Genomic DNA, 24604 nt, shown 5'->3' with positions numbered 1-24604 from the left:
GGGATTCCCTTCGTGGCCAAGCGCGGGGCGTGCGCTTCGACTTCGCTCAGCGTGAACGGCTGCTGGGGAGGGAGAAACCATAGCCGCCCCCTTCCGGCGGCGGCCAAGCCTAGCTACATCCGGGCGATGACCGAACCCGCCGCGCTCAAGCCCCCCGTCGCCGAAACCCGTCCGCATAGCTTCACCGCCCATGGGATCACGATCGAAGACCCCTATGCCTGGCTGAAGGACCCCGCCTATCCGGAGGTCGAGGACAAGGACGTGCTCGCCTATGTCGAGGCTGAGAACGCTTATTTCGAGGCGGTCATGGCCCCGCGAAAGCCGCTGATCGACCGGCTCTATGAAGAGATGAAGGGCCGGATCAAGGAGGACGAATCCTCGGTCCCGCAAAAGGACGGCGACTGGCTGTATTGGACCGCGTTCGAGACGGGCGGCCAGTATCGCAAATGGTGGCGCAAGCCCGTTGCGGGCGGCCCGGACGAACTGCTGCTCGACGAACCCGCGCTGGCCGAGGGCAAGGAATATTTCCGGCTGGGCGCCTTTTCGATCAGCAACAATGGCCGTTATCTCGCCTATGCGATCGACGACAATGGCTCGGAGCGGTTCGAGGTCCGGATCAAGGACCTGACCACCGGCGAACATCTGCCCGAAGTCATTCCCGGCATGTTGTCGGAAATCGTCTGGGTCGCGGACGACAGCGGCTTTCTCTACGGCGTGGCGAACGCGCAGTGGCGGACCGACAATGCGCGTTTCCACAAGCTGGGCACCGATGTCGCGCAGGACGTCGAGCTGTTCCACGAAGACGACGAAGGCTATCGCGTCGCCGTTGTCGAGACCTCCGCGCGCAACTGGATCGTGATCGCGACCGGCGACCATGTCACCAGCGAAGTACGGCTGCTGCCATCCGACAATGTCTTTGCCGAACCCATCCTGGTCGCGCCTCGCAAGGAGGGCCGCGAATATGACGTGGACGAGCATGACGGCACGCTGTTCATCCACACCAACGACGTGGACCCGCAATTCCGCCTCTGCACCGCCTCGATCGAGGCACCTGGCGACTGGCACGAGCTGATCGCGCCGAACCCGCATTTCTACATGACCGGGGTCGAGTGCTATAAGGATTTCTTCGTGGTCGAGGGGCGCGAGGACGGCTTGGACCGGATCGCCATCCACCGCTACGACGCGCCGACCGTTCCGCAACGGATCGAATTCCCCGAGCCGAGCTACACCGCCGGCTTGGGCGACAATCCCGAGTACGACGTATCGGTCCTGCGCCTCGGCTATGAGTCGATGGTCACGCCGGGCACCGTCTATGACTATGACGTGGCGACGGGTGGGATGACCGTGCTGAAGGTCCAGGAAATCCCCTCGGGCTATGACGCGGACAAATACCGGACCGAGCGGCTGAAGATCGCAGGCCGCGACGGGACGATGGTGCCGGTGTCGATCGTCTATCCGAAGGATTTCCCGCGCGACGGATCGGGCAAGCTGTTCCTCTATGCCTATGGCGCGTACGGCTATGCCATTCCGCCGGGCTTCTCGACGGGCCGTATGAGCCTGCTCGATCGCGGCTTCGCCTATGCCATCGCGCATATTCGCGGCGGCGACGATCTGGGCCAGCAATGGTATCTGGACGGCAAGCTGGAGAAGCGCACCAACACCTTCCACGACTTTGTCGACGTGGCGAAGGGGCTGATCGACGGCGGCTGGACCAAGGCTGGCCAGATCGCGATCGCGGGCCGCTCGGCGGGCGGCGAGCTGATGGGCGCGGTCGTCAATTCCGATCCCGAACTCTGGGGCGCGGTGATCGCCGATGTGCCCTTCGTCGACGTGCTCAACACGATGATGGATGCCGAGCTGCCGCTGACGCCGGGCGAATGGCCCGAATGGGGCAACCCGATCGAGGATAAGGCGGGGTTCGAGCTGATCCGCAGCTACAGCCCCTATGACAATGTCACCGCCCAGGCCTATCCGCCGATGTTCATCTCGGGCGGGCTGAACGATCCGCGCGTCACCTATTGGGAGCCCGCCAAATGGGCCGCCAAGCTGCGCGCGACCAAGACCGATGACAATCTGCTGCTGCTCAAGACCAATATGGGCGCCGGCCATGGCGGCAAGTCGGGCCGGTTCGAATCCTTGCGCGAAGGCGCGGAGGAACACGCCTTCGTCCTGTGGCAGATGGGAGTGGAATCCTGAGCATCGAGGCGATCGTCGCGCGCTACGGCGTCATCGCGATCGCGTTCGGCGCAGGCGTCGAGGGGGAAACGGCGGTCGTCACGGGGGGCATCTTGGCGCATCAGGGGCTGATCGCCTGGCCCGCCGCCTTCTTCGCCGCCGCGATCGGATCCTTCGTCGCCGACCAGATCTTCTTTACCTTCGGGCGGCGTGCGCGGGACGGGCGCTGGGTGCGCAAGCTGAAGCGGCGGCGCGTCTATACGCGCGTCACCAGGCTGATGGAGCGCTATCCGGTCGGCTTCATCTTCGGTTTCCGCTTCCTCTATGGCCTGCGCACGATCAGCCCGGTGGCGCTGGGCACCAGTACGGTGTCGACCCGGCTGTTCGTCGCAGTCAATGCGGCGTCCGCCGCATGTTGGGCGGCGATGTTCACCGGCATCGGTTATCTGTTCGGCGAAGCGTTTCAGGAGCTGGCGGCACGCTATCGCCCCAGCCTGGCGCATATCCTGATGGCGGCGGCGCTGGTCATGGTCGCCGCCACGATCGGCTGGGGCCTTCACACGCTCTGGCAGAGGCACAAGGAGTCGAACGAACAGGCATGAGTCGTTTCACGCTGAGCTTCACCGCCCGCCCGGAGCATATCGACGAGCTGGGTCATGTGAACAACGCCGTGTGGGTCCAGTGGATTCAGGCGATCGCAGGCGCGCATTGGGAGTCCGTCGTGCCCCCCGAGCATGCCGCCGCCCATGTCTGGGTCGTGACGCGGCATGAGATCGACTATCGCGGCAATGTCGTGGCGGGCGAGACGGTGACGGCGGAAACCTGGGTGCCGAACCCGCCCAAGGGCGCGCGTTTCGACCGGCATGTCCGCTTTCTGGATGCGCAGGGCCTGGTGAAGGTGGAAGCGGTGACGACCTGGGCGCTGATCGACCGCGCCACTGGCCGGTTGCTGCGCGTCACGCCCGAGATCGCCGCGCCCTTTCTGGTTTGACCGCAAGAAGCGGGACGCATCGCGCGCCGTCATCGGTTAGGATGGGCCCATGTTGAGCGAATGCACCATGGCCTCGCCGGTGGGCGAGCTGACCCTTGTGGCAAGTGGGCAGGGCCTGCGCGCGGTCCTGTGGGCCGAGGAGCGGGAAGGCCGCGTGCCCCTGCCCGAACGGCGCAGCGATCCGGCCCATGCGATCCTGGCGGAAGCGGTGCGCCAGCTGACCGACTATTTCGCCGGGCAGCGACGTGCCTTCGACCTGCCGCTCGATCCCGTCGGCACCGAGTTCCAGAAGAGCGTATGGACCGGCCTGGGCGCCATTCCTTATGGCGAGACGCGCAGCTATGCCGCGCTCGCCGCCGCGATCGGGCGGCCGGGGGCCTCACGCGCGGTGGGGGCGGCCAACGGGCGCAACCCGCTGTCGATCGTGACGCCATGCCACCGGGTGATCGGCGCGAACGGCACGCTGACCGGCTTTGCGGGCGGACTGGCGGCGAAGCAGTGGCTGCTCGCGCATGAACGGGGCGAGCGGGCGCTGGCACTGGCATGAGCTATCCGCCGCGCCAGTTCCCCGAGATGCGCGAAGCGGTGCTGCTGGCGGCGGTGGCGACGATCGGCCTGGCCGCGCTGGTCGTGGTGCAAGGTGGCGCGTCCGAGGCGGCACGCGGCGGATGATGGCGATGTCACTGGCGGCAGGAATGCGGAGGCCCTATCGGTCCTGACCTTATTTGCGTGTCGGAGATTGCGGATGCGCCTGTTCCTGTCATCGGCCCTTATATCGGTTGCTCTGTGGCCCGCGACGCTTCAGGCCCAGACGACCGAGCCGCCCTCTACCCCCTGTTGCGGCAACCTCGGCGAGGTGCGTACGAATATCGACCGGATCGACGACCAGATCCTGCGCCTGATGGCCGAACGCGCGCGCTATGTCAGGGAGGCTGGGCGGTTCAAGACCTCCGCCGCAACGGTACGCGACGAGGCGCGGATCCGGCAAATCCTGACGCGCATCCGGGAGAAGGCGGTGACGCACGGTTTGAACCCGGATGTGGCGGAGGCGACGTTCCGCGCGATGGTCGAGGGCTTCACGGCCGAGGAAGCGCGACAGGTCGGCCACTAAAATCCTCCTCGATACGGGGAGGGGGACCAGCGAAGCTGGTGGAGGGGGAGTGCCGCGAGGGATGACCTATGAGAAAGCCCCCCTCCGTCAGGCCTTCGGCCTGCCACCTCCCCGTACCGGGGAGGACTTCAGTTTTCCTCGTCCCAGATAATCGCGATTGGCGCGTCGATGCCCAGCACCGCATGGACCGGGCAGGCCGCCGCCGCCGTTTCCAGGCGCTTGCGCATGGCGGCGTCATGGTGGCCCGGCACGCGCACCGTCACGGCCAGCGTCGTGATCCGGCGCGGCGTATTGCCCATTTCCTTGGTGACGGTCGCGGTCGCCCCTGCCAGCTCCAGCCCGGCGACCTGTCCCGCCATCGCCATGATGCTGAGCACGCAGCCGCCCAATGACACCGACAACAGGTCGCTGGGCGAAAAGCCTTCGCCGCTGCCGCCCAGTTCCTGCGACGCGTTGGTGACGAGCACCGCCCCCGACTCCGGATGCTCGGTCCGGCAGCTAAGCCCGCCTTCATAACGAACGACAAAATCCGTCACGTTCGTCAGCCGCTGTTGCGCAAGGCCGTGGCGATGCCGTTGATCGACAGCAGGATGCCCTCGCCGATGCGCGGATCGCTCTCGCCCGCGCGGTGGCGCTTCATCAGCTCGATCTGGAGCAGGTTGAGCGGCTCGATATAGGGCAGGCGCAGGCGGATCGACGCCTCCAGCGCAGGGTTGTCGGACAGGAGGCGCGTCTGGCCCGTCACCGTCAGCAGCCCGTCACGCGAGCGGTGCCAGCCGTCATGGATTCGCCCGAAGATCGAGTCGCGCAAGCCCTCGTCCTCGACCAGCCCGGCATAGCGCCGCGCGATGCCGATGTCGGACTTGGCCAGCACCATCTCCATATTCGCCAGCGTCGCGGCGAAGAACGGCCAGCTCTTGGCCATTTCGGCGAGCAGCGCCTTGTCCTCGAACTGCGCGATGGCGACGCCGACCCCGAACCAGCCCGGCAGCATCACGCGCGCCTGGGCCCAGCTGAAAACCCAAGGGATGGCGCGCAGATCCTCGATCGCGTCGGACTTCTTGCGGCTGGCCGGGCGGCTGCCGATCTTCAGCCCGGCGATTTCGGCGATCGGCGTCATCTGGCGGAAGAAGGTGCGGAAGCCTTCGGTGCCGTAGACCAGATCGCGATAGGTGGTGAAGGCGGTCGCCGACATCGTCTCCATCGCGGCGGTGAAGCGCGCATTGTCGGCATCGGACAGCCGATCCGGCTCCAGGCTGGCGAGCAGGGTGGCCGAGGCCATCGCTTCCAAATTGCCCAGTGCGGCGTCGCGCGTGCCATATTTGCCCGCGATCACCTCGCCCTGTTCGGTGATGCGGATGCGGCCCTGCACCGTGTCGTGCGGCTGGGCGCGGATCGCGGCAAAGGCGCTGCCGCCGCCACGCCCCACCGCGCCGCCGCGGCCGTGGAACAGCTGCATCCGCACACCCGCGTCCTCGAAGACCGGGCGGAAGGCGCTCGACGCCTTGGACAGCGACCAGGTGGAGGTCAGGTAACCGCCATCCTTGTTCGAGTCCGAATAGCCGATCATCACCTCCTGATGCCCGCGTGCACGGACGATTGCGGCGATTTCGGGCAGGCCGAAATAGGCGCGCATGATCTCCGGCCCGGCCTCCAGATCCTCGATCGTCTCGAACAACGGCACGGCCATGATCGCGGCGGTGGCCGGCTCGCCGGGACGATAAAGGCCGAATTCCTTCAGCATCAGGTTGATCTCGAGCAGGTCGGACACCGACTTGCCCATCGAGACGATGTAATTGGTGATGCACTTCGGGCCATATTTGGCATGTGCATCGGCGGCGGCCTGGACGATCGCCAGTTCGGAGCGGGTCTCGTCCGAATAATCGGCATAATGGCTGAACAGCGGCCGGGCATTGGCCAGTTCGCGGCGCAGCAGCGCGACGCGGGCATCCTCGTCCAGCGCCAGATAATCCGCCTCGACCCCGGCGACCTTCAGCAGTTCGGCGACGACGCGCTCATGCACCGCCGAATTCTGCCGCAGGTCGAGCGTGGCGAGATGGAAACCGAAGGTCTCGACCGCGCGGATCAGGCGCCCGAGCGCGCCGCCGCCCGCCAGCGCGCCGTCGCCCTGCGCCGCCAGCCCGCGCGCGATCGCGACCAGATCGGTGCGAAGCGCCTTTGGGTTGGGATAGGGCTCGCCGGTCAGCTTGCCGGGGCGGGGCGGGGTCTTGCCGGTCAGCGCCTGATGGGTGGCGGCGAGGCGCGCATAGATGCCCGACAGCGCGCGGCGATAGGGTTCGTCCGAGCGGCTGAGCGCCTCGTCCCCGCTCGCTTCGGCCAGCGCCAGCACCGCCGCGTCCACCTGAGCATGGCCGGTCGAGATGGACAGCTCGGCCCCCAGCGCGTGCACCGCCTGGCAGTAATGGGTCAGGACGGCATCGGCGGCCTGGGCGAGCGCGGTGGTCAGCGAGTCGGCGGTGACGAAGGGATTGCCGTCGCGGTCGCCGCCGATCCACGAACCGGGGCGCAGGAAGGCGGGCACGCGCGCGCCGAACGCCTTGTCCCAGCGCTGATAGAGCGCAGGCAGCACCGGCAGGAACACGTCGCGCAGGTAGGACAGCGCCGTCTCCACCTCGTCGGTGACGTAGAGCTTTTCGCGGCGCAGCACGCGCGTCTGCCAGAGGAGCGCGATCTGGCGCCCGATCGCTGCTTCCACATCGTCGCCATCGGGCGTCACCGTCCGTCCCGCATCGCGCATCGCCAGCAATTCGGCGATGCGGTTGCGGTGGTCGATCATGCTCTTGCGCCGCACCTCGGTCGGGTGCGCGGTCAGCACGGGCACGACCAGCGCCCGCGACAGCAGCTCCATCGCGGCGTCGCGGTCGATCCCCTGGCCGGCCAGCGTCTCCAGCACATCGGCGATATCGGCGGCGGGCTCGCGTGCGATGCCCTGCCGGTCCTCGGCCAGGTTGGCGAGCATCGAGAACAGCATGAAGCCGCGCACGAAATCCAGCGTCTCATCAAGTGCCAGCCGTTCTAGCTGCAGGTCCACCTCGGCATCGTCGCCCAGGCCGCGATGCCGATTGACCGAGGCGCGGCGAATGGCCTCGGTCGCCTCGAACAGCGCGTCGCCGCCATAACGGCGGATCACGTCGCCCAGCTGGGCGCCCAGGAATCGGATGTCGGCATTGTTGGCGATGGGAGGGAGTGTCGTCATGGCCGCATTGCTGCAACGCAATAGGGCGGCCGTCAACCGATTGCAGTGCGTAATTTTGGTATAATATTGATGTCATGTAGCGCGTGTATATTACGTATCGCGGCTCGACGGCTGGCCCTTGCCGCGCTTCTCTGCCACCCTGTCACCATCAAAGATTCATAGGATAGGCGTCATTTTCAAGATCATGGCCGGCATTGCCGTCGGGACGGGGCTCTGGCTCGCGACCCAGGCGCTTGCCCTTGGGCTGGCGGGCGCGGGGCATGGCTGGGTCGGTGCATCGGCCTGGTCGTTGCCCTTGCTGGTGCTGTATCCGTTGGCCCGTCTCCGCATGGTCTCGCCGATTTTTTGCGGACGGCGGGCGGATGCGATGCTCCTGGCCGTGGCGGCCGTGCTGGACGTCACTTTGTGATACGACGCTCGCGTGAAGGAGCCGGGGTACTTCGCGTATATGATCGACTCGGCACCTGGCGGTATATGGGCATGGTTTGTCTTGTGGATCGGCTGGCAAATCGTGGCCATCGTCGCGGCGATCCGCCACTGGCGCCACATAGCGATTCAGGATGTCTCTTCAGCATGATCGACATGCTTTTCTATGCGATTTTGACGATTGGCGCACTCACGCCTGGCGATGGGGCAGAGGCGGCGCGACCGGCCATGGACAAGGCGGCTTGTGAAGCATCGCTGGCGCTGATCCGATCCCAGGTCGCGACCTCGAGCGATCCGGTCATCTACAGCGAATGGAAGGGCTCGGCGGAGCAGGATTTCGACCTACGCGAGCATGAATGGTCGCCCACGCCCTATGCCAAAGCACACCGTGTGCCCGTGCCAACCGGCCGCAGGATCGGACGATCCCTTCATCTCGGCAATCTTCGTTTCAGCGCAGTCCGTCATTGTCGGTCAGTTCGCCACTTCCTCGATCGACATCACATACCCTACGGTACCGCGGCGACGGATCGGGCCGTGCAGCGGCAGGATCGGAAAGCCACCTTCATCAGCGTCGCACTGGCCGCTGTCGACGTATCGGGGAGATATGCAGTAGTGACCTTCGGATCGACGGGGTTCTTCGGCGGCGGCGGCTGGGCGACAGTGCTTGTCCGCGATCATGCCGGTCGGTGGCATCCGGCCTATTCGACGCCCACTTGGATCACCTGATCGGCCCGATCGCCGTCAAAGCCCTTAGTTCGCATTACCCGGCGCGCCAGCGCCCGTTGCGACCGGATTGGTCGGCGCGGCGGGGCGTTCGGTGCGCGAGGCCTCGCGTTCTTCCGAAGTCACCGTGCCGTCGCGGTTCAGATCCATCCGGTCGAAGCGCGCTAGCATCCCTTCGAAGAATTCGCTCTCGGTGATCTCGCCGTCCTTGTTGCGGTCGAGCTCCCACAGGCGCGAATTGGTCTTGGGCATTTCGTCGGCGGTGATGATGTCGTTGCCGTCGCGGTCCAGTTCGCGGAAGCGGCGGGCCATCATGCTGCCGAAATCGACCCGGCTGGTGACGGAGGGCGGCACGAAACCGGCCTTGGCGGCGGCGCGGTCGGCCTCGGCGCGCTTTTCCTCCTTCTTGCTGCCGCAGGCGGCGGTCGTGGCAAGCAGCGCCATCAGCCCCAGGCTTCCGCCAAGGCTCTTCAAGCTCTTCGCCCAACCACCCATGCGACACTCCCGGCTTCGTTACGCTTCCAATTCAACGTCCCAATACAACCAGTCGTGCCATGTTTCATGCAGATAATTGGGCGGGAAGCTGCGGCCATGTTCCTGTAAATGCCAGTTTGTCGGGCGGATCGGCTCGATATGCAGCGGCATCGCGGCCTGGCGCGGCGTGCGCCCGCCCTTTTTCAGGTTGCAGGGCGCACAGGCGGTCACGACATTCTCCCAGGTCGTCCGGCCGCCTTGCGCGCGCGGGATGACATGGTCGAAGGTCAGGTCGCGGTGCGATCCGCAATATTGGCAGGAGAAGCGGTCGCGCAGGAACAGATTGAAGCGGGTGAAGGCCGGAAATTGCGACGGCTTCACGAATTGCTTCAGCGCGATGACCGAGGGCAGCTTGACCTTCGCGGTCGGGCTGCGCACCTCGCGCTCATAATGGGCGACGATATCCACCCGGTCGAGGAACACGGCCTTCACCGCGGTCTGCCAGGGCCAGACCGACAGCGGATAATAGGACAGCGGCGTATAATCGGCATTCAGCACGAGAGCCGGACACGAGTCCGGGTGTCGGATCAGGTCGGGATGAAACACAGCTCCTCCCTTCGTGGTACGTTGCGCCTATTCGCGCAGCGGCGTGACAGGGCTATGACAGCATGGGATTGGAATCGCGGTCAAGGGTGCGCGCGATGAGTGGTGACGAGACGCGGGCGGTGACGCGCTTCGCACCCAGCCCGACCGGGCGGCTGCATCTGGGCCATGCGCTGTCGGCGGTGCGGGCGCATGACCTGGCGCGGGCGGCGGGCGGACGCTTCCTGCTGCGCATCGAGGATATCGACGGCACGCGCAGTCGGCCCGAGCATGTCGATGCGATATTGCGCGATCTGGAGTGGCTGGGGCTGGAATGGGACGCGTTGTCCTTCCAGTCGCAGCGGCTGGCTTTTTATGCCGAGGCGCAAGAACGGCTGGCCGATCTTCTCTATCCCTGTTTCTGTACCCGCGCCGAGATCGCGGCCAGCCTGTCCGCGCCGCATGGGGCGACGCCGCCCTATCCGGGAACGTGCCGCCATGTGTCGCCCGAGACGCGCGCGGCGCGGATGGGCGAGCCGCATAGCTGGCGTCTGGACATGGCGCGGGCCGCCGAGCGAGCCGGGCCGCTGATGTGGCAGGACGCCTATGCGGGGGCGGTCGCCGCCGATCCGCTTTCCCATGGCGACGTGATCCTGGCGCGCAAGGATGCGCCCGCCAGCTATCATCTGGCGGTGACGGTCGACGATGCCGTGCAAGGCGTGACCGACGTGGTGCGCGGGGTCGACCTGTTCGAGGCGACCCATGTCCACCGGCTGCTCCAGGCGCTGCTCGGCCTGCCGACGCCGCGCTATCACCATCATCCGCTGATCGTCGGCACGGACGGACAGCGGCTGGCCAAGCGTCACGGTGCGCCCGCGCTGGCGGCGATGCGCGAGCGCGGCGAGGACGGGCGCGCGCTGGCGGATGCGCTGCGGCGCAATATGCTTCCTGCTGGATTTCGGCTGGGGGAGGCGTAAGCTTCTGCCCATGACCACCTTTCTCGTGATCCTGCTGATCGCGGCGATGCTCGCCACCGTCGTCGCGCTGGTGCGCGGCATCATCAGCTTCTTGCAGGAGGCGACCGCCGAGGCGAAGGGTGAGGGGCCCACCGCGTCGCAGCTGAAATCGAACCGGATGATGCAGCAACGCATCTTCTTCCAGGCGCTGGCGATCACCGTCGTCGTGCTGCTGCTGTTCCTGGCGGGGCGGACCTGATCCCTTGGTCAAGCTGACGAAAATCTACACCCGCACCGGTGACGAGGGCACGACCGGGCTGGTCGATGGCACGCGCCGGTCCAAGGCGGATTCGCGCATGGTCGCGATCGGCGAGGTGGACGAGGCGAACAGCGCCATCGGCGTCGCGCTGCTGTCGGTCGAGGGGGCGCTGGCGGCGCAACTGACCCTGATCCAGAACGACCTGTTCGACCTGGGCGCGGACCTGGCCACCCCCGGCGATGTCGAAGGGGCGCTGCGCATCGTTCCCGAACAGGTCGCGCGGCTGGAGGCGGAGATCGACGCGATGAACGCCGCCATGCCGCCCCTCACCAGCTTCATCCTGCCGGGGGGTAGCGCTGCTTCCGCGCATCTGCACCTCGCGCGCGCCATCGCCAGGCGCGCCGAGCGCGCCGCCGTGGCGCTGGCGGAGCAGGAGGCGATCAACCCGCCCGCGCTCGCCTATCTCAACCGATTGTCCGACTGGCTTTTCGTGGCCGCACGGATGGTGAACCAAAACGGCGCATCGGACGTTCTTTGGGTTCCAGGAGGGGCGCGCACGGCACGGTAAAGGACCGGTCGGGTACCCCATAGTCCCGGGGAGCACCCAATGCCGATCCTCGTTCCGTCCTCCGCGGCGGCGCCTCCTGTCACGGCGACGCCACCCGCCGATGATCTGGCGTCCCGCTATTCCCAGGTTCGCGCGCTGACCCTGGCGCTGGCCGAGCCGCTGTCGGATGCGGATGCGACCGTTCAGTCGATGCCGGATGCCTCGCCCGCCAAATGGCATATGGCGCATACGACCTGGTTCTTCGAAACCTTCGTGCTGCGCGATCATTTGCCCGGCTACGGCTTGCACGATCCGCGTTTCCCCTTCCTGTTCAACAGCTATTACGAGGCGGAAGGGAAGCGCCATGCGCGCCACCGCCGGGGGATGATCACCCGCCCGACGATGGATGAGGTGCGGGCGTATCGCGCCCATGTCGATGGGGCCCTATTGGCGGCGCTGCCCGACCTGCCCGAGGCGGCGCGCGAACTGGTGGCGCTGGGTTGCCATCATGAGGAACAGCATCAGGAACTGTTCGTCACCGATATCCTGCACCTGTTTTCGGAAAATCCGCTCGAACCCGCGCTCTACACCCCTGCGCCGAAGGCCCCGATCGCCATACCGGGCCCAATCGGCTGGATCGCGGGGCGGGCAGGGATCGTCGAGATCGGCCATGACGGGCAAGGCTTCGCCTTCGATTGCGAGGGGCCGCGTCACCAAGCGCTGCTCCATCCCCATGCCATGGCCGACCGCACCGTCACCAATGCCGAATGGATGAATTTCATCGCGGATGGCGGCTATCGCGATCCCCGGCTCTGGCTGTCGGACGGCTGGGCCTGGGTGAAGGCGGAAGGGATCGCCGCGCCGCTCTATTGGGAAGAGCGGGACGGCGGCTGGACCCGCTTCGGGCTGGACGGGCGGCGCGCGATCGACCCCGCCGCGCCCGTTACCCATGTCAGCTTCTACGAGGCGGACGCCTATGCCGCCTGGGCGGGCGCGCGCCTGCCGACCGAGTTCGAGTGGGAGGCCGCCGCCGCCGCGTATGATCCGGCGGGCGGCAACCAGATGGATGGCGGCGGCGCGGTCGAGCCGCGCCCCGCGGCCCAGGGCCCGGCCTTTTTCGGCGATGTCTGGGAATGGACCGCCAGCGCCTATCGCCCCTATCCCGGCTTCCATCCGGTCGAAGGCGCGGTCGGCGAATATAATGGCAAGTTCATGAACGGGCAGTTTGTCCTGCGCGGCGGCAGCTGCGCCACGCCGCGTGGCCATGCCCGCGCCTGCTATCGCAACTTCTTCTACCCCCATCAGCGCTGGCAATTCACCGGCGTCCGCCTGGCAAAGGACCTTTGAAATGCTGAAGCCCGAGATCGAGGACGGTCAGATGTCGCTGGCCGATCCCGCCTTCCGCGCCGACGTCCTGGCCGGGCTGGAGCGTCGTCCGCGCGCCATCCCCGCGCGCTGGTTCTATGACCGCAAGGGTTCGGAGCTGTTCGAGGCGATCACCGACCTGCCCGAATATTATCCGACCCGTGCCGAGACCGCGATCCTAAAGGCGATATGCCCCGATCTGGTCGCGCATGTCGGCAAGGGCCGCGCGGTGGTCGAGTTCGGGTCGGGTTCCTCGATGAAGACGCCGGTACTGCTGCGCTATGTCGAGCCCTCGGCCTATGTGCCGATCGACATTTCGGGCGATTTCTTGCGCGACTCCGCTCGCAACCTGCAACAGGCCTTCCCCGACCTGCCTATCCATCCGCTGGAGGGCGATTTCATGCGCCCGCTGACGCTGCCTGCCATGGTGGCGGATGCGCCCAAGCTGGGCTTCTTCCCCGGCTCGACCATTGGCAACATGACGCCCGCCATGGCGACCGACCTGTTGCGCGCGATGCGCGGCTCGCTGGGCGAGGGGGCGATGCTGCTGATCGGCATGGACCGCGCCAAGTCCAGCGACGTGCTGGTCCCCGCCTATGACGATGCGCAAGGGGTGACGGCGGCGTTCAATCGCAACCTGCTCGACCGGATCAACCGCGAGCTGGACGGCACCATCCCGGTCGAGGCCTTCCGCCACCGCGCGGTGTGGAACGACGACCGCTCGCGCATCGAGATGCATCTGGCCGCCGAACGCGATGTCGACTTCACCATCGAGGGCCGCCCCTTCGCCATGGCGGCGGGCGAGACGATCCATACCGAGAACAGCCACAAATACGGCCCGCGCGATGCCAAGATCCTGCTCCGCGCCGGAGGATGGACCCCGATTGCGGAGTGGACCGACCCGGATGAGCTTTTTTCGGTCTATCTGGCGGAGGCGCAATCGGTTCGTCTTGCACCGTAACCAGCCTGTCGCTGAAAAATAACCCAAAAGTAATTTTGATTAATTCGCGGCGTCTTTTTCGGAATCCTGTCGTTCTGGTGTTGGTTGAGTCAGGATTTGCATAACAAGTCTTCGGCTTCGCCCTGTGAAGAGTTGTTCTGCTTGTTACTTGCAAACAGAAGAGCTCTTCATGGTTCCTGACCGGGAGGAGCATGATGACTGAAAGCGAACAGCTGCTCGACGCCCTCGATGCGCGCGTCGAACGCCGCAATCATCGGCGCGATTTCTTCAAGACGGCCATTGGGGCGGCGGCGGCGGGCGTCACCGCCTTTTCCCTGACCAGCAAGGCCGGGGCGCAGTCGACGATCACCGATGCCGACATCCTGAACTTCGCGCTGAACCTCGAATATCTTGAAGCGCAATTCTATGCCTTTGCCGCCAACGGTACGGGCCTGGCCTCCAGCCAACTGACCGGCACGGGCACGCAAGGGGCCGTGACCGGCGGCAAGCAGGTGACGTTCACCGATCCTGTCGTCGCCAGCTATGCGCGCGAGATCGCGGCGGACGAGGCGGCGCATGTCGCCTTCCTGCGCACCGCGCTGGGCAGTTCGGCCGTCGCACAGCCCGCGATCAACATCTCGGGCGATGCGAACGGCGCCTTCACGGCGGCCGCACGCGCGGCGGGCGTGGTCGGCGCCAACGGGACCTTCGATCCTTACGCCTCGGACGAGAATTTCCTGCTCGGCGCCTATATCTTCGAGGATGTCGGCGTAACCGCCTATAAGGGCGCCTCGCCGCTGGTCAGCAACAAGACCTTCCTCCAGGCGGCGGCCGGTATCCTGGCGGTCGAGGCGTATCACGCTGCGATCGTGCGCGGCACGCTTTATGCCAAGGGCATTCAGACGCCCGCGCTGATCACCGCCGCCGGACAGATTTCCGACGCGCGCGACAGCCTGGACGGCTCGTCCGACCTCGACCAGGGGATCGCGGCGCAGACGATCAACGGGCAGACGGTATCGAACATCGTGCCGCTCGATACGAACGGCATCGCCTATAGCCGCTCGCCGGCGCAGGTGCTGAACATCGTCTATCTGAACCGTGCATCCGTCACGCTGGGCGGGTTCTTCCCAGCCGGCGTCAACGGCACCCTGCGCGCCAGCGCGGCGAACTAATCCCCTTTTTCCTCCTTTGGAGAGGATTTTCATCATGAGCGAAGAACGCTTCATTCTCGATGTGATCGAAGAGGCCTCGGCCAAGCGCCGGGCCGACCGCCGCCGGTTCATGCGCATGGCGGCAGGCGCCGGAGCCGTGGGCGGCCTGGCCATGCTGGGCGCGTGCAATGGCGACGACGAGGTGATCGTCGTGCCGACGCCCACCCCGACCGCCACCGCGACCGGATCGGTCACGGACGCCGACGTCCTCAACTTCGCGCTGCAGCTCGAATATCTGGAGGCGCAATTCTACAGCTATGCCGCCTTCGGCACCGGGCTCAACGCGTCGCTGCAGACCGGCATCGGCACGCAAGGATCGGTCGCGACCGGCAGCAGCGGCCAGCCGCGCCAGGTCGCTTTCCAGGATCCGATCGTCGCGCAATATGCCCGCGAGATCGCCTATGACGAGATCGCCCACGTCACCTTCCTGCGCAATGCGCTGGGCAGCGCGGCGGTGGCGCAGCCCGCGATCAACCTGTCGGGCGACGCCAATGGCGCCTTCACGGCGGCGGCCCGCGCGGCCGGGGTCGTGACGTCGACCGGCACGTTCGATCCTTATGCCTCGGACGAGAATTTCCTGCTCGCGGCCTATATCTTCGAAGATGTCGGTGTGACCGCCTATATGGGCGGCGTCACCCTGTTATCGAACAAGACCTTTGTCGAGGCCGCAGCGGGTATCCACGCGGCCGAGGCCTATCACGCGGGCCTCGTACGCTCGGTCATCTATCGCAAGGGCCTGACCAACGGGACGCTGATCACCGCGGCGAACCAGATTTCGGACGCGCGCGACAGCCTGGACGGCTCGACCGACCTCGATCAGGGCATCACCGTCACCGCCAGTGGCGTCACGTCGGCAAATATCGTGCCCGCCGATTCCAACGCGATCGCCTTTGCCCGCACGCCGGGCCAGGTGCTGAACGTTGTCTATCTCAACAAGGCGGCGGTGACCGGCGGCGGGTTCTTCCCCAGCGGCCTGAACGGCAACGTCCGGACCAGCGCCGCCAGCGGCTGACCCGGCTCCATCTTATGGGTTCCTTGCCCCGATCGGCCCTCAGTCCCCCGGCCGGTCGGGGCTTTTTTTCATCCCCCTCCTCGCGCGAAACCGCTTCTGCTTCGCCGCGAAACCGCTTATGCACGGTCTATCCCCGGGGGAGCGCTGGCCTGCGCTTGAGAGGGGGGCAAGAGCCCCCGACCCGCTGAACCTGATCCGGCTGACACCGGCGTAGGGAGGGAGCGGCCCCATCTCTCATGGTCCGTTTCCTCCGCATGGAGTGGACGACTATGGCAGATATTCCCGCAAAGGCCGAAATCGGCGTGACCACCGGCCCGATCCGTGGCTCGAAGAAGATTCATGTCGGCCCGCTGGGCGTCGCGATGCGCGAAATCCATCTCGATCCGTCCTCGGGCGAGCCGCCCTTGCGCGTGTACGACACCAGCGGCGCCTATACCGATCCGAACGCGCGCATCGACATCATGGCGGGCCTGCCGCAGATCCGCCGCGACTGGATCGAGGGGCGCGGCGATGTCGAGGCCTATGACGGCCGCGAGATCCGGCCCGAGGATAATGGCCAGCTCGGCCCCGACCGGTCGGGCGGGGTGCCGCAATTCCCGCGCATGGGGCTGAACCGCCCCTTGCGCGCCAAGCCCGGCATGAATGTCAGCCAGATGCACTATGCCCGGCGCGGCATCATCACGCCCGAGATGGAATATGTCGCGACCCGCGAGAATCTGGGCCGCGAGATGCTCAAGGAGTATGTCCGCGACGGCGAGAGCTTTGGCGCTGCCATCCCCGATTACGTGACCCCCGAATTCGTCCGCGACGAAGTGGCGCGCGGCCGGGCGATCATCCCCAACAACATCAACCACCCCGAATCCGAGCCGATGGCGATCGGCCGCAACTTCCTGGTCAAGATCAACGCCAATATCGGCAATTCGGCGGTCGCCTCCAATGTCGCGTCCGAGGTCGACAAGCTCGTCTGGTCGATCCGCTGGGGCGCGGACACGGTCATGGACCTGTCGACGGGGCGCAACATCCACGACACGCGCGAGTGGATCATCCGCAACTCGCCGGTGCCGATTGGCACCGTCCCCATCTACCAGGCGCTGGAAAAGGTCGGCGGCATCGCCGAGGAGCTGACCTGGGAAATCTTCCGCGACACGCTGATCGAACAGGCCGAGCAGGGCGTCGACTATTTCACCATCCATGCGGGCGTGCGCCTGCCCTACATCCCGATGACCGCCAAGCGCGTCACCGGCATCGTGTCGCGCGGCGGCTCGATCATGGCGAAGTGGTGTCTGGCGCATCACAAGGAGTCGTTCCTCTACGAACGCTTCGACGAGATCACCGAGATCATGAAGGCCTATGACATCGCCTATTCGCTGGGCGACGGCCTGCGCCCCGGCGCGATCGCCGACGCCAATGACGAGGCGCAGTTCGCCGAGCTCTACACGCTGGGCGAGTTGACCAAGCGCGCCTGGGCGCAGGACGTGCAGGTCATGATCGAGGGGCCGGGCCATGTGCCGATGCACAAGATCAAGCAGAATATGGACAAGCAGCTGGAGGCGTGCGGCGAGGCGCCCTTCTACACGCTCGGGCCGCTAACGACGGACATCGCGCCGGGTTACGACCATATCACCAGCGGCATCGGCGCGGCGATGATCGGCTGGTACGGCACGGCCATGCTCTGCTACGTCACGCCCAAGGAGCATCTGGGCCTGCCCGACCGTGACGATGTGAAGGTCGGCGTCGTGACCTACAAGCTCGCCGCCCACGCCGCCGACCTGGCCAAGGGGCACCCCGCCGCCAAGATGCGCGACGACGCCTTGTCGCGCGCGCGGTTCGAGTTCCGCTGGCGCGACCAGTTCAACCTGTCGCTCGACCCCGACACGGCGGAATCCTACCACGATCAGACGTTGCCGGCAGAAGGTGCCAAGACCGCGCATTTCTGTTCGATGTGCGGCCCGAAATTCTGCTCGATGAAGATCACGCAGGAGGTTCGGGAATTCGCAGCCAAGCAGAACGCGCCGGTCGAAACCTTCGTCGCGGCCGAGGACGCTGAGGCGGGGATGCAGGAGATGAGCGAGCGGTTCCGGGAGAAGGGCGGGGAGGTTTACCTTCCGGCGGAGTGATAAAATGGGGCCGCACCCGATAAGGATGCGACCCCCAACTCCCAACCTCCGCTCAGCCTGAGCGAAGTCGAAGGCCATGGGATGGCGTTAAAGTAGAAGGGAAGGGCGGGTCTGTTATCGTCCCGCCCTTCTCCGTTCAGTTTACGGGCATTCGGGCAGGCTCAGCAGATTGTTGGGCTGCTCGCCGTCATTCTGCGTCTTGAGATATTTGTTACCCGCGGCCGATCGGGCGACAATCACCCATGCCGTTTGTCCGTTAACTGAAACGTAGAATTGCCATTGGCCCGACTCGATTGCCGCGATGGCTTGCTCCTGTGTGAGTTTCCATCTGCTGGGATAAGCACCGCCGACATGCGAGATTCGCTCGTGAGCGCTGTATCGGTTGGTCTTGTTGATGCATTGAATCTGCGATGAGTTTGGCATTTGCCATAGCTCCGTTTGGCCGCTCAGGCATCAGAGCGGTTGACGTGACTGGAGCGGCCCCATAAAATCCCAGAGCTGTCTAAGCACCGGCGGGAATGCCTGCCGCTATCGGGATGATCGGTTCCAGCGATCATCCCGATTTGTGCATCTCAGCATCACCGATACTTCTCGTCAACGGAAATAATGCCCACACTTCCCTTATCAAGAGAGGTACCATGAGGTAATGGTGCGGAACACTAATCGGTTTGAGCTTCGAGCTTGAGCACGAACTGAGGGTAGTGTGTTGCGGCTAGACCGCGATCTCTGAGGTGATGGGCGCGGCATGGCGTGCCATGCAACGCCCATCACAATCGCATCCATATCGGCTCAATAATGATACCGGCAATGAGCCACTTGCAGTTCCTGCTCGTCGCCGCTGCCCGCGACCCGGTACACCAATCGATGTTCATGGCTAATCCAGCGCGACCACCAGCCTGACCGGTTGCCGCCCATTGGTTCGGGCTTGCCGGTGCCCCTGAACGGGGGACGGCGGCATTCCTCGATCAGGGCATTCAGCTTGGCGAACGGCTTCGCGTCATGCGCATCGAGATCGAGTTACTCGGCCCAGGAGCGCGACGAAAACTGGACCTTCATGGCTGGATAAGATCGTGTGTCTCGCCGCCGCCCGCTTCGAGTCCAGCGATGCTTTCCAGCAAACGCTGGGCATTCTTGGGCGACCGCAGCAGGTACAGCGTCTCTTCGATCGACGCCCATTCGCTGGCGGAGATCAGTACGGCGCCTTCTCCACGATGGAGCGTGATCGCGAGGGGCGCGCGGTCGGCGACGACCTTGTCGATCATCGCCTCCGGATTTTCGGACGCTTCGGTGAAGGAGACGGCCTGCATAAACTGAAACTCTCCCACGTCCCCGCAAACGTCAACCCTCACCGCTTCCGCACAAACTCCGCGCGCAGCACCAGCCCCTTGATCCCGTCGAACTTGCAGTCGATTTCCTGCGCGTCGCCGGTCAGGCGGATCGACTTGATGAGCGTCCCGCGCTTCAGCGTCTGGCCCGCGCCCTTGACGGTCAGGTCCTTGATCAGCGTCACCTGGTCCCCGTCGCTCAGCACATTGCCGACCGAGTCGCGCACCACGACGGCATCGTCGTCACTGGCCCCACCGGACTTGGCGGCGGCGTCGGCCGCGCTGATCCATTCGCCGGTCGCTTCGTCATACACATAATCGTCGTCGGCCATCGCCCTTGCCTCTTGTCTGACCCGTGGAATGGCGCGCCCTATGCGCGCTCCCGCCAAATGATGCCAGTATGATTACAGATCAGGGCAGCGGCGGCAGCGCCCAGTCGATGGGCTCGCGGCCATGCTCGACGAGGAAGGCGTTGGCCTTGGAAAAGGGCTTGGATCCGAAAAAGCCGCCTCGCGCCGACAGAGGCGAGGGGTGGACCGAGGTCAGGACGCAGTGCCGCCCCGCGCCCATCTCGCGCACGAAGCCCGCCTTTTTCTGGGCATAGGCGCCCCACAGGATGAAGACGACCGGCTCGGGCTTGGCGGCGACGGCGCGGATCACGGCGTCGGTGAACCGCTCCCACCCGCGCCCCTGGTGCGAGGCGGCCTGGCCCATCCGCACGGTCAGCACCGAGTTGAGCAGCAGCACCCCCTGCCGCGCCCAATGGTCGAGCAACCCGTGGGAGGGCGGGACGATGCCCAGATCGTCGGCCATCTCCTTGTAGATATTGACCAGGCTCGGCGGCGGGCGGACGCCGGGCTGGACCGAGAAGGCCAGGCCATGCGCCTGTCCCTCGCCATGATAGGGGTCCTGGCCCAGGATCACGACGCGCACTTGGGGCAGCGGGGTCAGGTCGAGCGCGCGGAACCATTCGGAGGGGCGGGGAAAGACGCGCTGCCCGCCCGCGCGCTCGTCGGCGAGGAAGGTCTTGAGCGCCTGCATATAGGGCTCGTCGAACTCGGTCCGCAGCGGGGCCAGCCAGCTTTCGTGCAGGCGAATGTCACTCATCGCATCGTCTTGCCGTTGACGGGGGATGCGCGCAACCGCTGTCGGCGATAATCGTTATGCAGCCGATATGGTCGCCATTCCGGGGACCGCCGAATGAAGGGAACTGATTTCATGCAGCGTTCCACCATCGCCCTGGCCATCATGGCCGCCGCTCTGCCGCTGGCCGCCTGCGGCTCGCACACCGAGACTGCGGCCAACAACAGCGCGGCGGCGGCTCCGGGCAATGTGATGAGCGCCGATACGCTGGGCGCCAAGGTCCGCGACCTGCCTGAGGGCCAGCGCCAGGGCGTGCTGTTCCGCGCCATCCGCGACGCGGGGCCTTCGGGCGCGAGCTGCCAGTCGATCACCGCGATGGAGGAAGCCGCCCCCACCAACGGCAACCCCACCTGGAAGGCGGTCTGCGACGGCACGACCCAGTGGACCATCGTGCTGACCGCCGATCAGTCGGCCAGCGTCACCGGCCCGGGCCCGGTCACGATCAAGAAGTAAGGTGGCCGCGTGGGCTCGACCGTCACCTGCCATCCGGCGCGGTGCGGTCGAGCCTCGCCCGGGTCGCCGGATCGTCCTGACCGCCGAAAAACCGGTCCAGCCCGGCGCGGAAGGGTACCGGGTCATCGGCGACGGCGGCGAACAGGCTGAGCGAGGAGCGCAGCTTCATCGCATCGACCGCGCCGAAGATCGCCTCCGCCGATCCGTTCGCGGCGATGGCGGCGGCGACCGCTTCGTGCAGGCGTGGGCCCAGGATCGGATGGTTCAGATAGGCGTGCGCCTCCTTGGCATCCCGGATGGCATAGAATTGCGCGGTGGGGCTGCGGCCGAGTCCGGCGATCTGCGGAAAGACGAACCACATCCAGTGGCTCTGTTTGCGCCCCCGTCGCAATTCGGCGAGCGCGGTCGGATAGCTATCGGCCTGCGCCGCGACGAAGCGGGCGAGCATGTCGTCTGGATCCAGGTCTTGCGTCATGCCCTGGCAACCGGCGATATCGTCGATGCGTTCCACCCCCCAGGATATTCGTCAGGAGAGAGAGATGCGCCGTTTCGCCTTCCTTGCCCCGCTGGCCCTGCTGGCGCTCGCGGCGTGTGGCGGCAAGGGCGAGGACACGGATTCGGATGTCGCGCCCGGCAATTTCACTCCGCCGGGCACCGCCAAGCCGACCCCGATCCCGGGCGTCGCGCAGGTCAATCCGCTGACCGCCTATATCGGCCATTATCCGAATGACGCGGTGGACGGCGTCACCTTCTTCGACCGGACCGAGGTGGCGAGCGCGCTGCACGAGGCGGTGGGCGACCAGCAGCTGGTGCAGCGGATCATGTCGCGCGGCGCGGTGACGATCCCGATCTTCCGCCAGGGCAAGCAGGGAATCGCCGCGCATGGCTGCACCCCGCACGACTGTTCGGACAATAACTGGACGGTGGAGGTCGACCTGAAATCATCCAAGGCGCGCGTATGCTATCATGACCGTGAGACGATGGGCGAACGCAGCCATTGGTATATGGGCGGCGCGCCCGTGACCCAGCCGGGGGAATGCCCGCAGGAGTAAGATTTTATCGTCCCCGGTATGGGGACAGCCAGGCTGGTTGGAGGGTGTCCCCCTGTCGATAGCGGGACACCCCTCCGTCAGGCCTTCGGCCTGCCACCTCCCCTTACAGGGGAGGAATGACATCAAAACGTATAGGCCACGCCCAGCGCGCTCAGCCACTGGCTGCGCGATCCCACCTGCGACACGATCGGGCTGTCGCCGAAATCGCCGACCTCGCGGCCATAGGTCAGGCCGCCGACCAGCTTCCATCCCTTCAGCAGGTTGCCGGTGATCGAATAGGTCGCCAGGCCACCGACCGACCAGTCCTTCCACCCGGCACGCGCATTATAGACGGGCAGGCCGCTGGCCGCGCTCTGCTCGGGCGTGATCGAGAAGTAACGACGGGCATAGCCGCGCCCGGCACGCTCGGCGGTGGCGAACAGGCCGACCGCTGCCTTGGTCGACAGCGGGGTGAAATAATTGACCGAGGGCTGCCAGATGCCGCTGTCATGCACGCCGGTCACGTCATGGCGATAGCTGAGCGAGACGGACAGCCGGTCATAGGGGCTGGTGACGACGCCGATCTTGCCGATGCCGACATAGCCGCCCAGCTCGACCGCCGCGCCGATCTTGCCCAGCGCGGCGACCTGTCGGTTGCCGATGCCGGAGGTGGTGGTGCGGTCCAGGTTGACGACGCCGACCGGCCCCGCCTGGATATCCCAGTCGCGATTGGCCTTGTCGCCGATCAGGTCCACCGAGATGCGGTTGCCGATATAGGTGATGGTGTGCCCGTCGATATAGGCGAGCGCGGCGGGTGCGGGGGAGAAGGAATAGTCCTTCGACCCCTCATAATTGGGCAGATAGGCCGCGCCCAGGCCGATCGTGACGGTGTTCTTGCCCAGCTGTCCGGCCATTTCGGCGGCGGCCGGGTTGCTCGATACGGTCGTGTCCTGTGCCAGGGCAGGGGCCGACACGGCCAGCGCGCCCGTCGCCATTAGCGGGGCGGCGGCACATAGGATGGAGCGCGGAAAAAGGCGCAATTCGGAAACTCCCTGAATCGATTATCCGAAATGCAACGCCAGTGTCACGATTTCGCTCCGGCGCTTTGTATCAGAAGATATAGCGCATCTTGATCTGTTGTGTTTCGGCAACAGAATCGAGTGCGAAACGCGCGGCGGCGAAGCGTGGCGGGCCGAAATGGATCGCCGGGTTGCGCGAAAAGCCGAAACCCTCGCGCGGGATGCCCGCCAGCGTGTCGAGCTTGGCATTGCTGTTCTCGTCATGGATGACCGCGGCGGCATAATTGCCATGCGGCAGCCCGTCGAGACGAAGCCCGCGCTGTCCGGCGGGCACCGAGCGGGTCAGCGCGCGGGCATCGTCGACACAGGCCGGGAAATTGTCCGGATCGGCGGTCAGGCAGAGGCGGATCAGGCCCTTGGTCGAGCGCAGCTGGTCAATCCCGATGTCCAGCCGGCTGACCGGCGCGGCGCTCATCAGCGGCAGGGTGGCGAGCAGCAGAAACACGGCGCGCGGCCTGCGCATGGGCACGCTCGAAATCGCCGAGCCCCCGGTCCGTCCCGCACATCCGGTCCCAGAAACGGAAATAGAGTCCATAGTTGCACCCATATTGCTCATGATGCCGTTGATGGTGGCTTGCGGTAATGAGCCACCCCCCCAGGTGCCCCCGCCACAGGAAACGGGGAAAGATTTCCCAGCCCATATGGTTGGTCACGCCCATAACCGTCATGATCGTCAGGACCAAGCCGAGCGCGCCGATATGGATCGGAATCAGGAAGACGAGTAGCGGAATTACCACAGCGCCCGTCACCGCCTCGATCGGGTGGAACGCCATGGCGGCCCAGGCGGTCGGCGGGCGGCTGGCATGATGGACGGCATGGGCGGCCTTGAAGATGGCGGGCCGGTGCATCCAGCGATGCGTCCAGTAGAACCAGGTGTCGTGCGCGATCAGGTAGAGCAGCACGGACAGCGGCCAGTACCAGAGCGAATAGTGGTGGATGTCGGCATAGATCCGCGTCCAGCCGCGATTCTGCCAGCCCCAGGCGACGATGCCCGCGGGGATGCCGTAAATCGCGGCGGAGGCCAGGCTCCACCAGATTTCGCGCCGGATCTGCGGGTCGAGCCCGACATAGAGGTCCGGATGCCGCGCCTTGGTCGCCAGCGCGAACGCGCCAGAAGCGAGCAGATAGCGCACGCCGACGATCAGCGTCATGGCGATGGCGGACAGGATCAGGGCAAGCGTCACGGGGGTCTTGTACCCTATCGGGGGCGGGGCTTGAACCGCGAACGTCTTGGCCTGCGGTCTTTTGTTCGCGCGGAGGCGCGGAGGCGCAGAGAGGTTGAAGCGGGCGTTGGCGTCTCGTGCTCGTTCATCCGTCGCCCTTGCCGTACCGTTGGTGAAGGGAAGCGGCCTTCGGCCGGGCGTTTTCTCTCCGCGCCTCCGCGTCTCCGCGCGAACCCTACCGCCGTTCAGGCTGAGCGAAGTCGAAGCCCACGTCCCGCCCTGACCGGCGAACGCATTCCCGTGC

Annotated in this window: 30 protein-coding genes, 1 pseudogene and 1 riboswitch; of the genes and pseudogenes, 18 read left to right on the top strand and 13 right to left on the bottom strand. The window is 65.8% G+C overall.

What is annotated here, in order from left to right:
* Nucleotides 1-126 precede the first annotated feature (126 nt).
* The 6 genes from QZ546_RS12310 (at nucleotide 127) to QZ546_RS12285 (ending at nucleotide 4277) form a co-directional block, all read left to right on the top strand.
* Nucleotides 127-2196 carry a S9 family peptidase gene (locus tag QZ546_RS12310; protein ID WP_294237864.1) on the top strand — a complete coding sequence of 690 codons (2070 nt, stop codon included), beginning with the start codon at nucleotides 127-129 and terminating at the stop codon, nucleotides 2194-2196.
* Nucleotides 2172-2777 carry a VTT domain-containing protein gene (locus QZ546_RS12305; protein ID WP_294237861.1) on the top strand — a complete coding sequence of 202 codons (606 nt, stop codon included), beginning with the start codon at nucleotides 2172-2174 and terminating at the stop codon, nucleotides 2775-2777. The genes QZ546_RS12310 and QZ546_RS12305 overlap by 25 nt, the downstream gene beginning before the upstream one ends.
* Entirely contained in the window at nucleotides 2774-3166 is a 393-nt protein-coding gene (locus tag QZ546_RS12300; protein ID WP_294237858.1) for a thioesterase family protein, read from the top strand. Before QZ546_RS12305 ends, QZ546_RS12300 begins: the two co-directional genes overlap by 4 nt.
* 49 nt (nucleotides 3167-3215) lie before the next feature.
* Nucleotides 3216-3713, top strand: coding sequence for a methylated-DNA--[protein]-cysteine S-methyltransferase (locus tag QZ546_RS12295; RefSeq protein WP_294237855.1), 498 nt, complete (start codon nucleotides 3216-3218; stop codon nucleotides 3711-3713).
* Nucleotides 3710-3838: a hypothetical protein gene (locus QZ546_RS12290; protein ID WP_294237852.1), complete on the top strand. Its 129-nt coding sequence runs from the start codon at nucleotides 3710-3712 to the stop codon at nucleotides 3836-3838. The genes QZ546_RS12295 and QZ546_RS12290 overlap by 4 nt, the downstream gene beginning before the upstream one ends.
* A gap of 73 nt (nucleotides 3839-3911) precedes the next feature.
* Complete coding sequence (locus QZ546_RS12285) at nucleotides 3912-4277, top strand: chorismate mutase (RefSeq protein ID WP_294237849.1); 366 nt, start codon at nucleotides 3912-3914, stop codon at nucleotides 4275-4277.
* A gap of 128 nt (nucleotides 4278-4405) precedes the next feature.
* Here QZ546_RS12285 and QZ546_RS12280 read toward each other — a convergent pair whose 3' ends face one another.
* Both QZ546_RS12280 and ppc read right to left on the bottom strand, forming a co-directional pair.
* Nucleotides 4406-4813 (bottom strand): OsmC family protein, encoded by a 408-nt coding sequence (locus QZ546_RS12280; protein WP_294237846.1) that lies wholly within the window; start codon nucleotides 4811-4813, stop codon nucleotides 4406-4408.
* 5 nt (nucleotides 4814-4818) lie between these two features.
* Complete coding sequence (gene ppc / locus QZ546_RS12275) at nucleotides 4819-7494, bottom strand: phosphoenolpyruvate carboxylase (protein WP_294237844.1); 2676 nt, start codon at nucleotides 7492-7494, stop codon at nucleotides 4819-4821.
* Between the two features lie 184 nt (nucleotides 7495-7678).
* On the opposite strand from ppc, the gene QZ546_RS12270 reads away from it, so the two are divergent.
* Both QZ546_RS12270 and QZ546_RS12265 read left to right on the top strand, forming a co-directional pair.
* Nucleotides 7679-7903, top strand: a complete 225-nt coding sequence (locus QZ546_RS12270; RefSeq protein ID WP_294237841.1) for a hypothetical protein — start codon at nucleotides 7679-7681, stop codon at nucleotides 7901-7903.
* 164 nt (nucleotides 7904-8067) lie between these two features.
* Nucleotides 8068-8646, top strand: a complete 579-nt coding sequence (locus tag QZ546_RS12265) for a hypothetical protein (protein WP_294237838.1) — start codon at nucleotides 8068-8070, stop codon at nucleotides 8644-8646.
* 24 nt (nucleotides 8647-8670) lie between these two features.
* On the opposite strand, the gene QZ546_RS12260 is transcribed toward QZ546_RS12265, so the two are convergent.
* A complete protein-coding gene (locus QZ546_RS12260) occupies nucleotides 8671-9087 on the bottom strand; it encodes a hypothetical protein (protein WP_294237835.1) in 417 nt (138 codons plus the stop codon).
* Nucleotides 9088-9156: 69 nt separating this feature from the next.
* Nucleotides 9157-9723 (bottom strand): HNH endonuclease, encoded by a 567-nt coding sequence (locus QZ546_RS12255; RefSeq protein WP_042485172.1) that lies wholly within the window; start codon nucleotides 9721-9723, stop codon nucleotides 9157-9159.
* 95 nt (nucleotides 9724-9818) lie between these two features.
* Here QZ546_RS12255 and gluQRS point away from each other — a divergent pair, with 95 nt between their 5' ends.
* From gluQRS to thiC, 8 genes are all read left to right on the top strand, one after another.
* The gene (gene gluQRS / locus QZ546_RS12250; protein WP_294237832.1) at nucleotides 9819-10676 is read left to right on the top strand and encodes a tRNA glutamyl-Q(34) synthetase GluQRS; all 858 of its coding nucleotides are present in this window, start codon (nucleotides 9819-9821) and stop codon (nucleotides 10674-10676) included.
* Nucleotides 10677-10686: 10 nt separating this feature from the next.
* On the top strand, nucleotides 10687-10914 hold the full coding sequence (locus QZ546_RS12245; RefSeq protein WP_294237829.1) for a twin transmembrane helix small protein: 228 nt from the start codon (nucleotides 10687-10689) through the stop codon (nucleotides 10912-10914).
* Between the two features lie 4 nt (nucleotides 10915-10918).
* Nucleotides 10919-11482 (top strand): cob(I)yrinic acid a,c-diamide adenosyltransferase, encoded by a 564-nt coding sequence (locus tag QZ546_RS12240; protein WP_294237827.1) that lies wholly within the window; start codon nucleotides 10919-10921, stop codon nucleotides 11480-11482.
* Between the two features lie 39 nt (nucleotides 11483-11521).
* The gene (gene egtB, locus QZ546_RS12235; RefSeq protein WP_294237824.1) at nucleotides 11522-12808 is read left to right on the top strand and encodes an ergothioneine biosynthesis protein EgtB; all 1287 of its coding nucleotides are present in this window, start codon (nucleotides 11522-11524) and stop codon (nucleotides 12806-12808) included.
* A 1-nt stretch (nucleotide 12809) separates the two neighbouring features.
* The gene (egtD, locus tag QZ546_RS12230; RefSeq protein WP_294237822.1) at nucleotides 12810-13787 is read left to right on the top strand and encodes an L-histidine N(alpha)-methyltransferase; all 978 of its coding nucleotides are present in this window, start codon (nucleotides 12810-12812) and stop codon (nucleotides 13785-13787) included.
* A 194-nt stretch (nucleotides 13788-13981) separates the two neighbouring features.
* Complete coding sequence (locus QZ546_RS12225; RefSeq protein WP_294237893.1) at nucleotides 13982-14938, top strand: ferritin-like domain-containing protein; 957 nt, start codon at nucleotides 13982-13984, stop codon at nucleotides 14936-14938.
* A 34-nt stretch (nucleotides 14939-14972) separates the two neighbouring features.
* Nucleotides 14973-15989 (top strand): ferritin-like domain-containing protein, encoded by a 1017-nt coding sequence (locus QZ546_RS12220; protein WP_294237819.1) that lies wholly within the window; start codon nucleotides 14973-14975, stop codon nucleotides 15987-15989.
* Between the two features lie 125 nt (nucleotides 15990-16114).
* Nucleotides 16115-16223, top strand: a riboswitch (TPP riboswitch).
* A 35-nt stretch (nucleotides 16224-16258) separates the two neighbouring features.
* On the top strand, nucleotides 16259-18106 hold the full coding sequence (gene thiC / locus QZ546_RS12215; protein WP_294237816.1) for a phosphomethylpyrimidine synthase ThiC: 1848 nt from the start codon (nucleotides 16259-16261) through the stop codon (nucleotides 18104-18106).
* Between the two features lie 141 nt (nucleotides 18107-18247).
* On the opposite strand, the gene QZ546_RS12210 is transcribed toward thiC, so the two are convergent.
* The 5 genes and pseudogenes from QZ546_RS12210 to ung all read right to left on the bottom strand — a co-directional run bounded on the left by QZ546_RS12210 (nucleotide 18248) and on the right by ung (nucleotide 20538).
* Entirely contained in the window at nucleotides 18248-18529 is a 282-nt protein-coding gene (locus QZ546_RS12210; RefSeq protein ID WP_294237813.1) for a DUF3892 domain-containing protein, read from the bottom strand.
* Nucleotides 18530-18895: 366 nt separating this feature from the next.
* Nucleotides 18896-19099 (bottom strand): annotated as a pseudogene (locus tag QZ546_RS12205) (Txe/YoeB family addiction module toxin); the annotation flags it as partial.
* Nucleotides 19100-19158: 59 nt separating this feature from the next.
* The gene (locus QZ546_RS12200) at nucleotides 19159-19413 is read right to left on the bottom strand and encodes a type II toxin-antitoxin system Phd/YefM family antitoxin (protein WP_294237810.1); all 255 of its coding nucleotides are present in this window, start codon (nucleotides 19411-19413) and stop codon (nucleotides 19159-19161) included.
* A gap of 38 nt (nucleotides 19414-19451) precedes the next feature.
* A complete protein-coding gene (locus QZ546_RS12195) occupies nucleotides 19452-19763 on the bottom strand; it encodes an alkylphosphonate utilization protein (protein WP_294237807.1) in 312 nt (103 codons plus the stop codon).
* Nucleotides 19764-19842: 79 nt separating this feature from the next.
* Nucleotides 19843-20538 carry a uracil-DNA glycosylase gene (gene ung / locus QZ546_RS12190; protein ID WP_294237804.1) on the bottom strand — a complete coding sequence of 232 codons (696 nt, stop codon included), beginning with the start codon at nucleotides 20536-20538 and terminating at the stop codon, nucleotides 19843-19845.
* A gap of 111 nt (nucleotides 20539-20649) precedes the next feature.
* Between ung and QZ546_RS12185 the strand changes: the two genes are divergently transcribed.
* Nucleotides 20650-21027 carry a hypothetical protein gene (locus QZ546_RS12185; protein ID WP_294237802.1) on the top strand — a complete coding sequence of 126 codons (378 nt, stop codon included), beginning with the start codon at nucleotides 20650-20652 and terminating at the stop codon, nucleotides 21025-21027.
* A gap of 22 nt (nucleotides 21028-21049) precedes the next feature.
* Here QZ546_RS12185 and QZ546_RS12180 read toward each other — a convergent pair whose 3' ends face one another.
* Nucleotides 21050-21502 carry a DUF1810 domain-containing protein gene (locus QZ546_RS12180; protein ID WP_294237801.1) on the bottom strand — a complete coding sequence of 151 codons (453 nt, stop codon included), beginning with the start codon at nucleotides 21500-21502 and terminating at the stop codon, nucleotides 21050-21052.
* A gap of 64 nt (nucleotides 21503-21566) precedes the next feature.
* On the opposite strand from QZ546_RS12180, the gene QZ546_RS12175 reads away from it, so the two are divergent.
* On the top strand, nucleotides 21567-22079 hold the full coding sequence (locus QZ546_RS12175) for a hypothetical protein (protein ID WP_294237799.1): 513 nt from the start codon (nucleotides 21567-21569) through the stop codon (nucleotides 22077-22079).
* A gap of 122 nt (nucleotides 22080-22201) precedes the next feature.
* Here QZ546_RS12175 and QZ546_RS12170 read toward each other — a convergent pair whose 3' ends face one another.
* The 3 genes from QZ546_RS12170 to QZ546_RS12160 form a co-directional block, all read right to left on the bottom strand.
* The gene (locus QZ546_RS12170; protein WP_294237797.1) at nucleotides 22202-23053 is read right to left on the bottom strand and encodes a MipA/OmpV family protein; all 852 of its coding nucleotides are present in this window, start codon (nucleotides 23051-23053) and stop codon (nucleotides 22202-22204) included.
* 115 nt (nucleotides 23054-23168) lie between these two features.
* On the bottom strand, nucleotides 23169-23582 hold the full coding sequence (locus tag QZ546_RS12165) for a DUF2141 domain-containing protein (protein WP_367113528.1): 414 nt from the start codon (nucleotides 23580-23582) through the stop codon (nucleotides 23169-23171).
* Nucleotides 23512-24321 carry a sterol desaturase family protein gene (locus QZ546_RS12160; protein ID WP_294237795.1) on the bottom strand — a complete coding sequence of 270 codons (810 nt, stop codon included), beginning with the start codon at nucleotides 24319-24321 and terminating at the stop codon, nucleotides 23512-23514. The genes QZ546_RS12165 and QZ546_RS12160 overlap by 71 nt, the downstream gene beginning before the upstream one ends.
* Between the last annotated feature and the right edge of the window lie 283 nt (nucleotides 24322-24604).

It is taken from the genome of uncultured Sphingomonas sp. (assembly GCF_913062585.1).
Taxonomy (GTDB): Bacteria; Pseudomonadota; Alphaproteobacteria; order Sphingomonadales; family Sphingomonadaceae; genus Sphingomonas.
The sequence above is the reverse complement of the archived record's forward strand: the minus strand, read 5'-3'. Positions and strand labels throughout refer to the sequence as shown.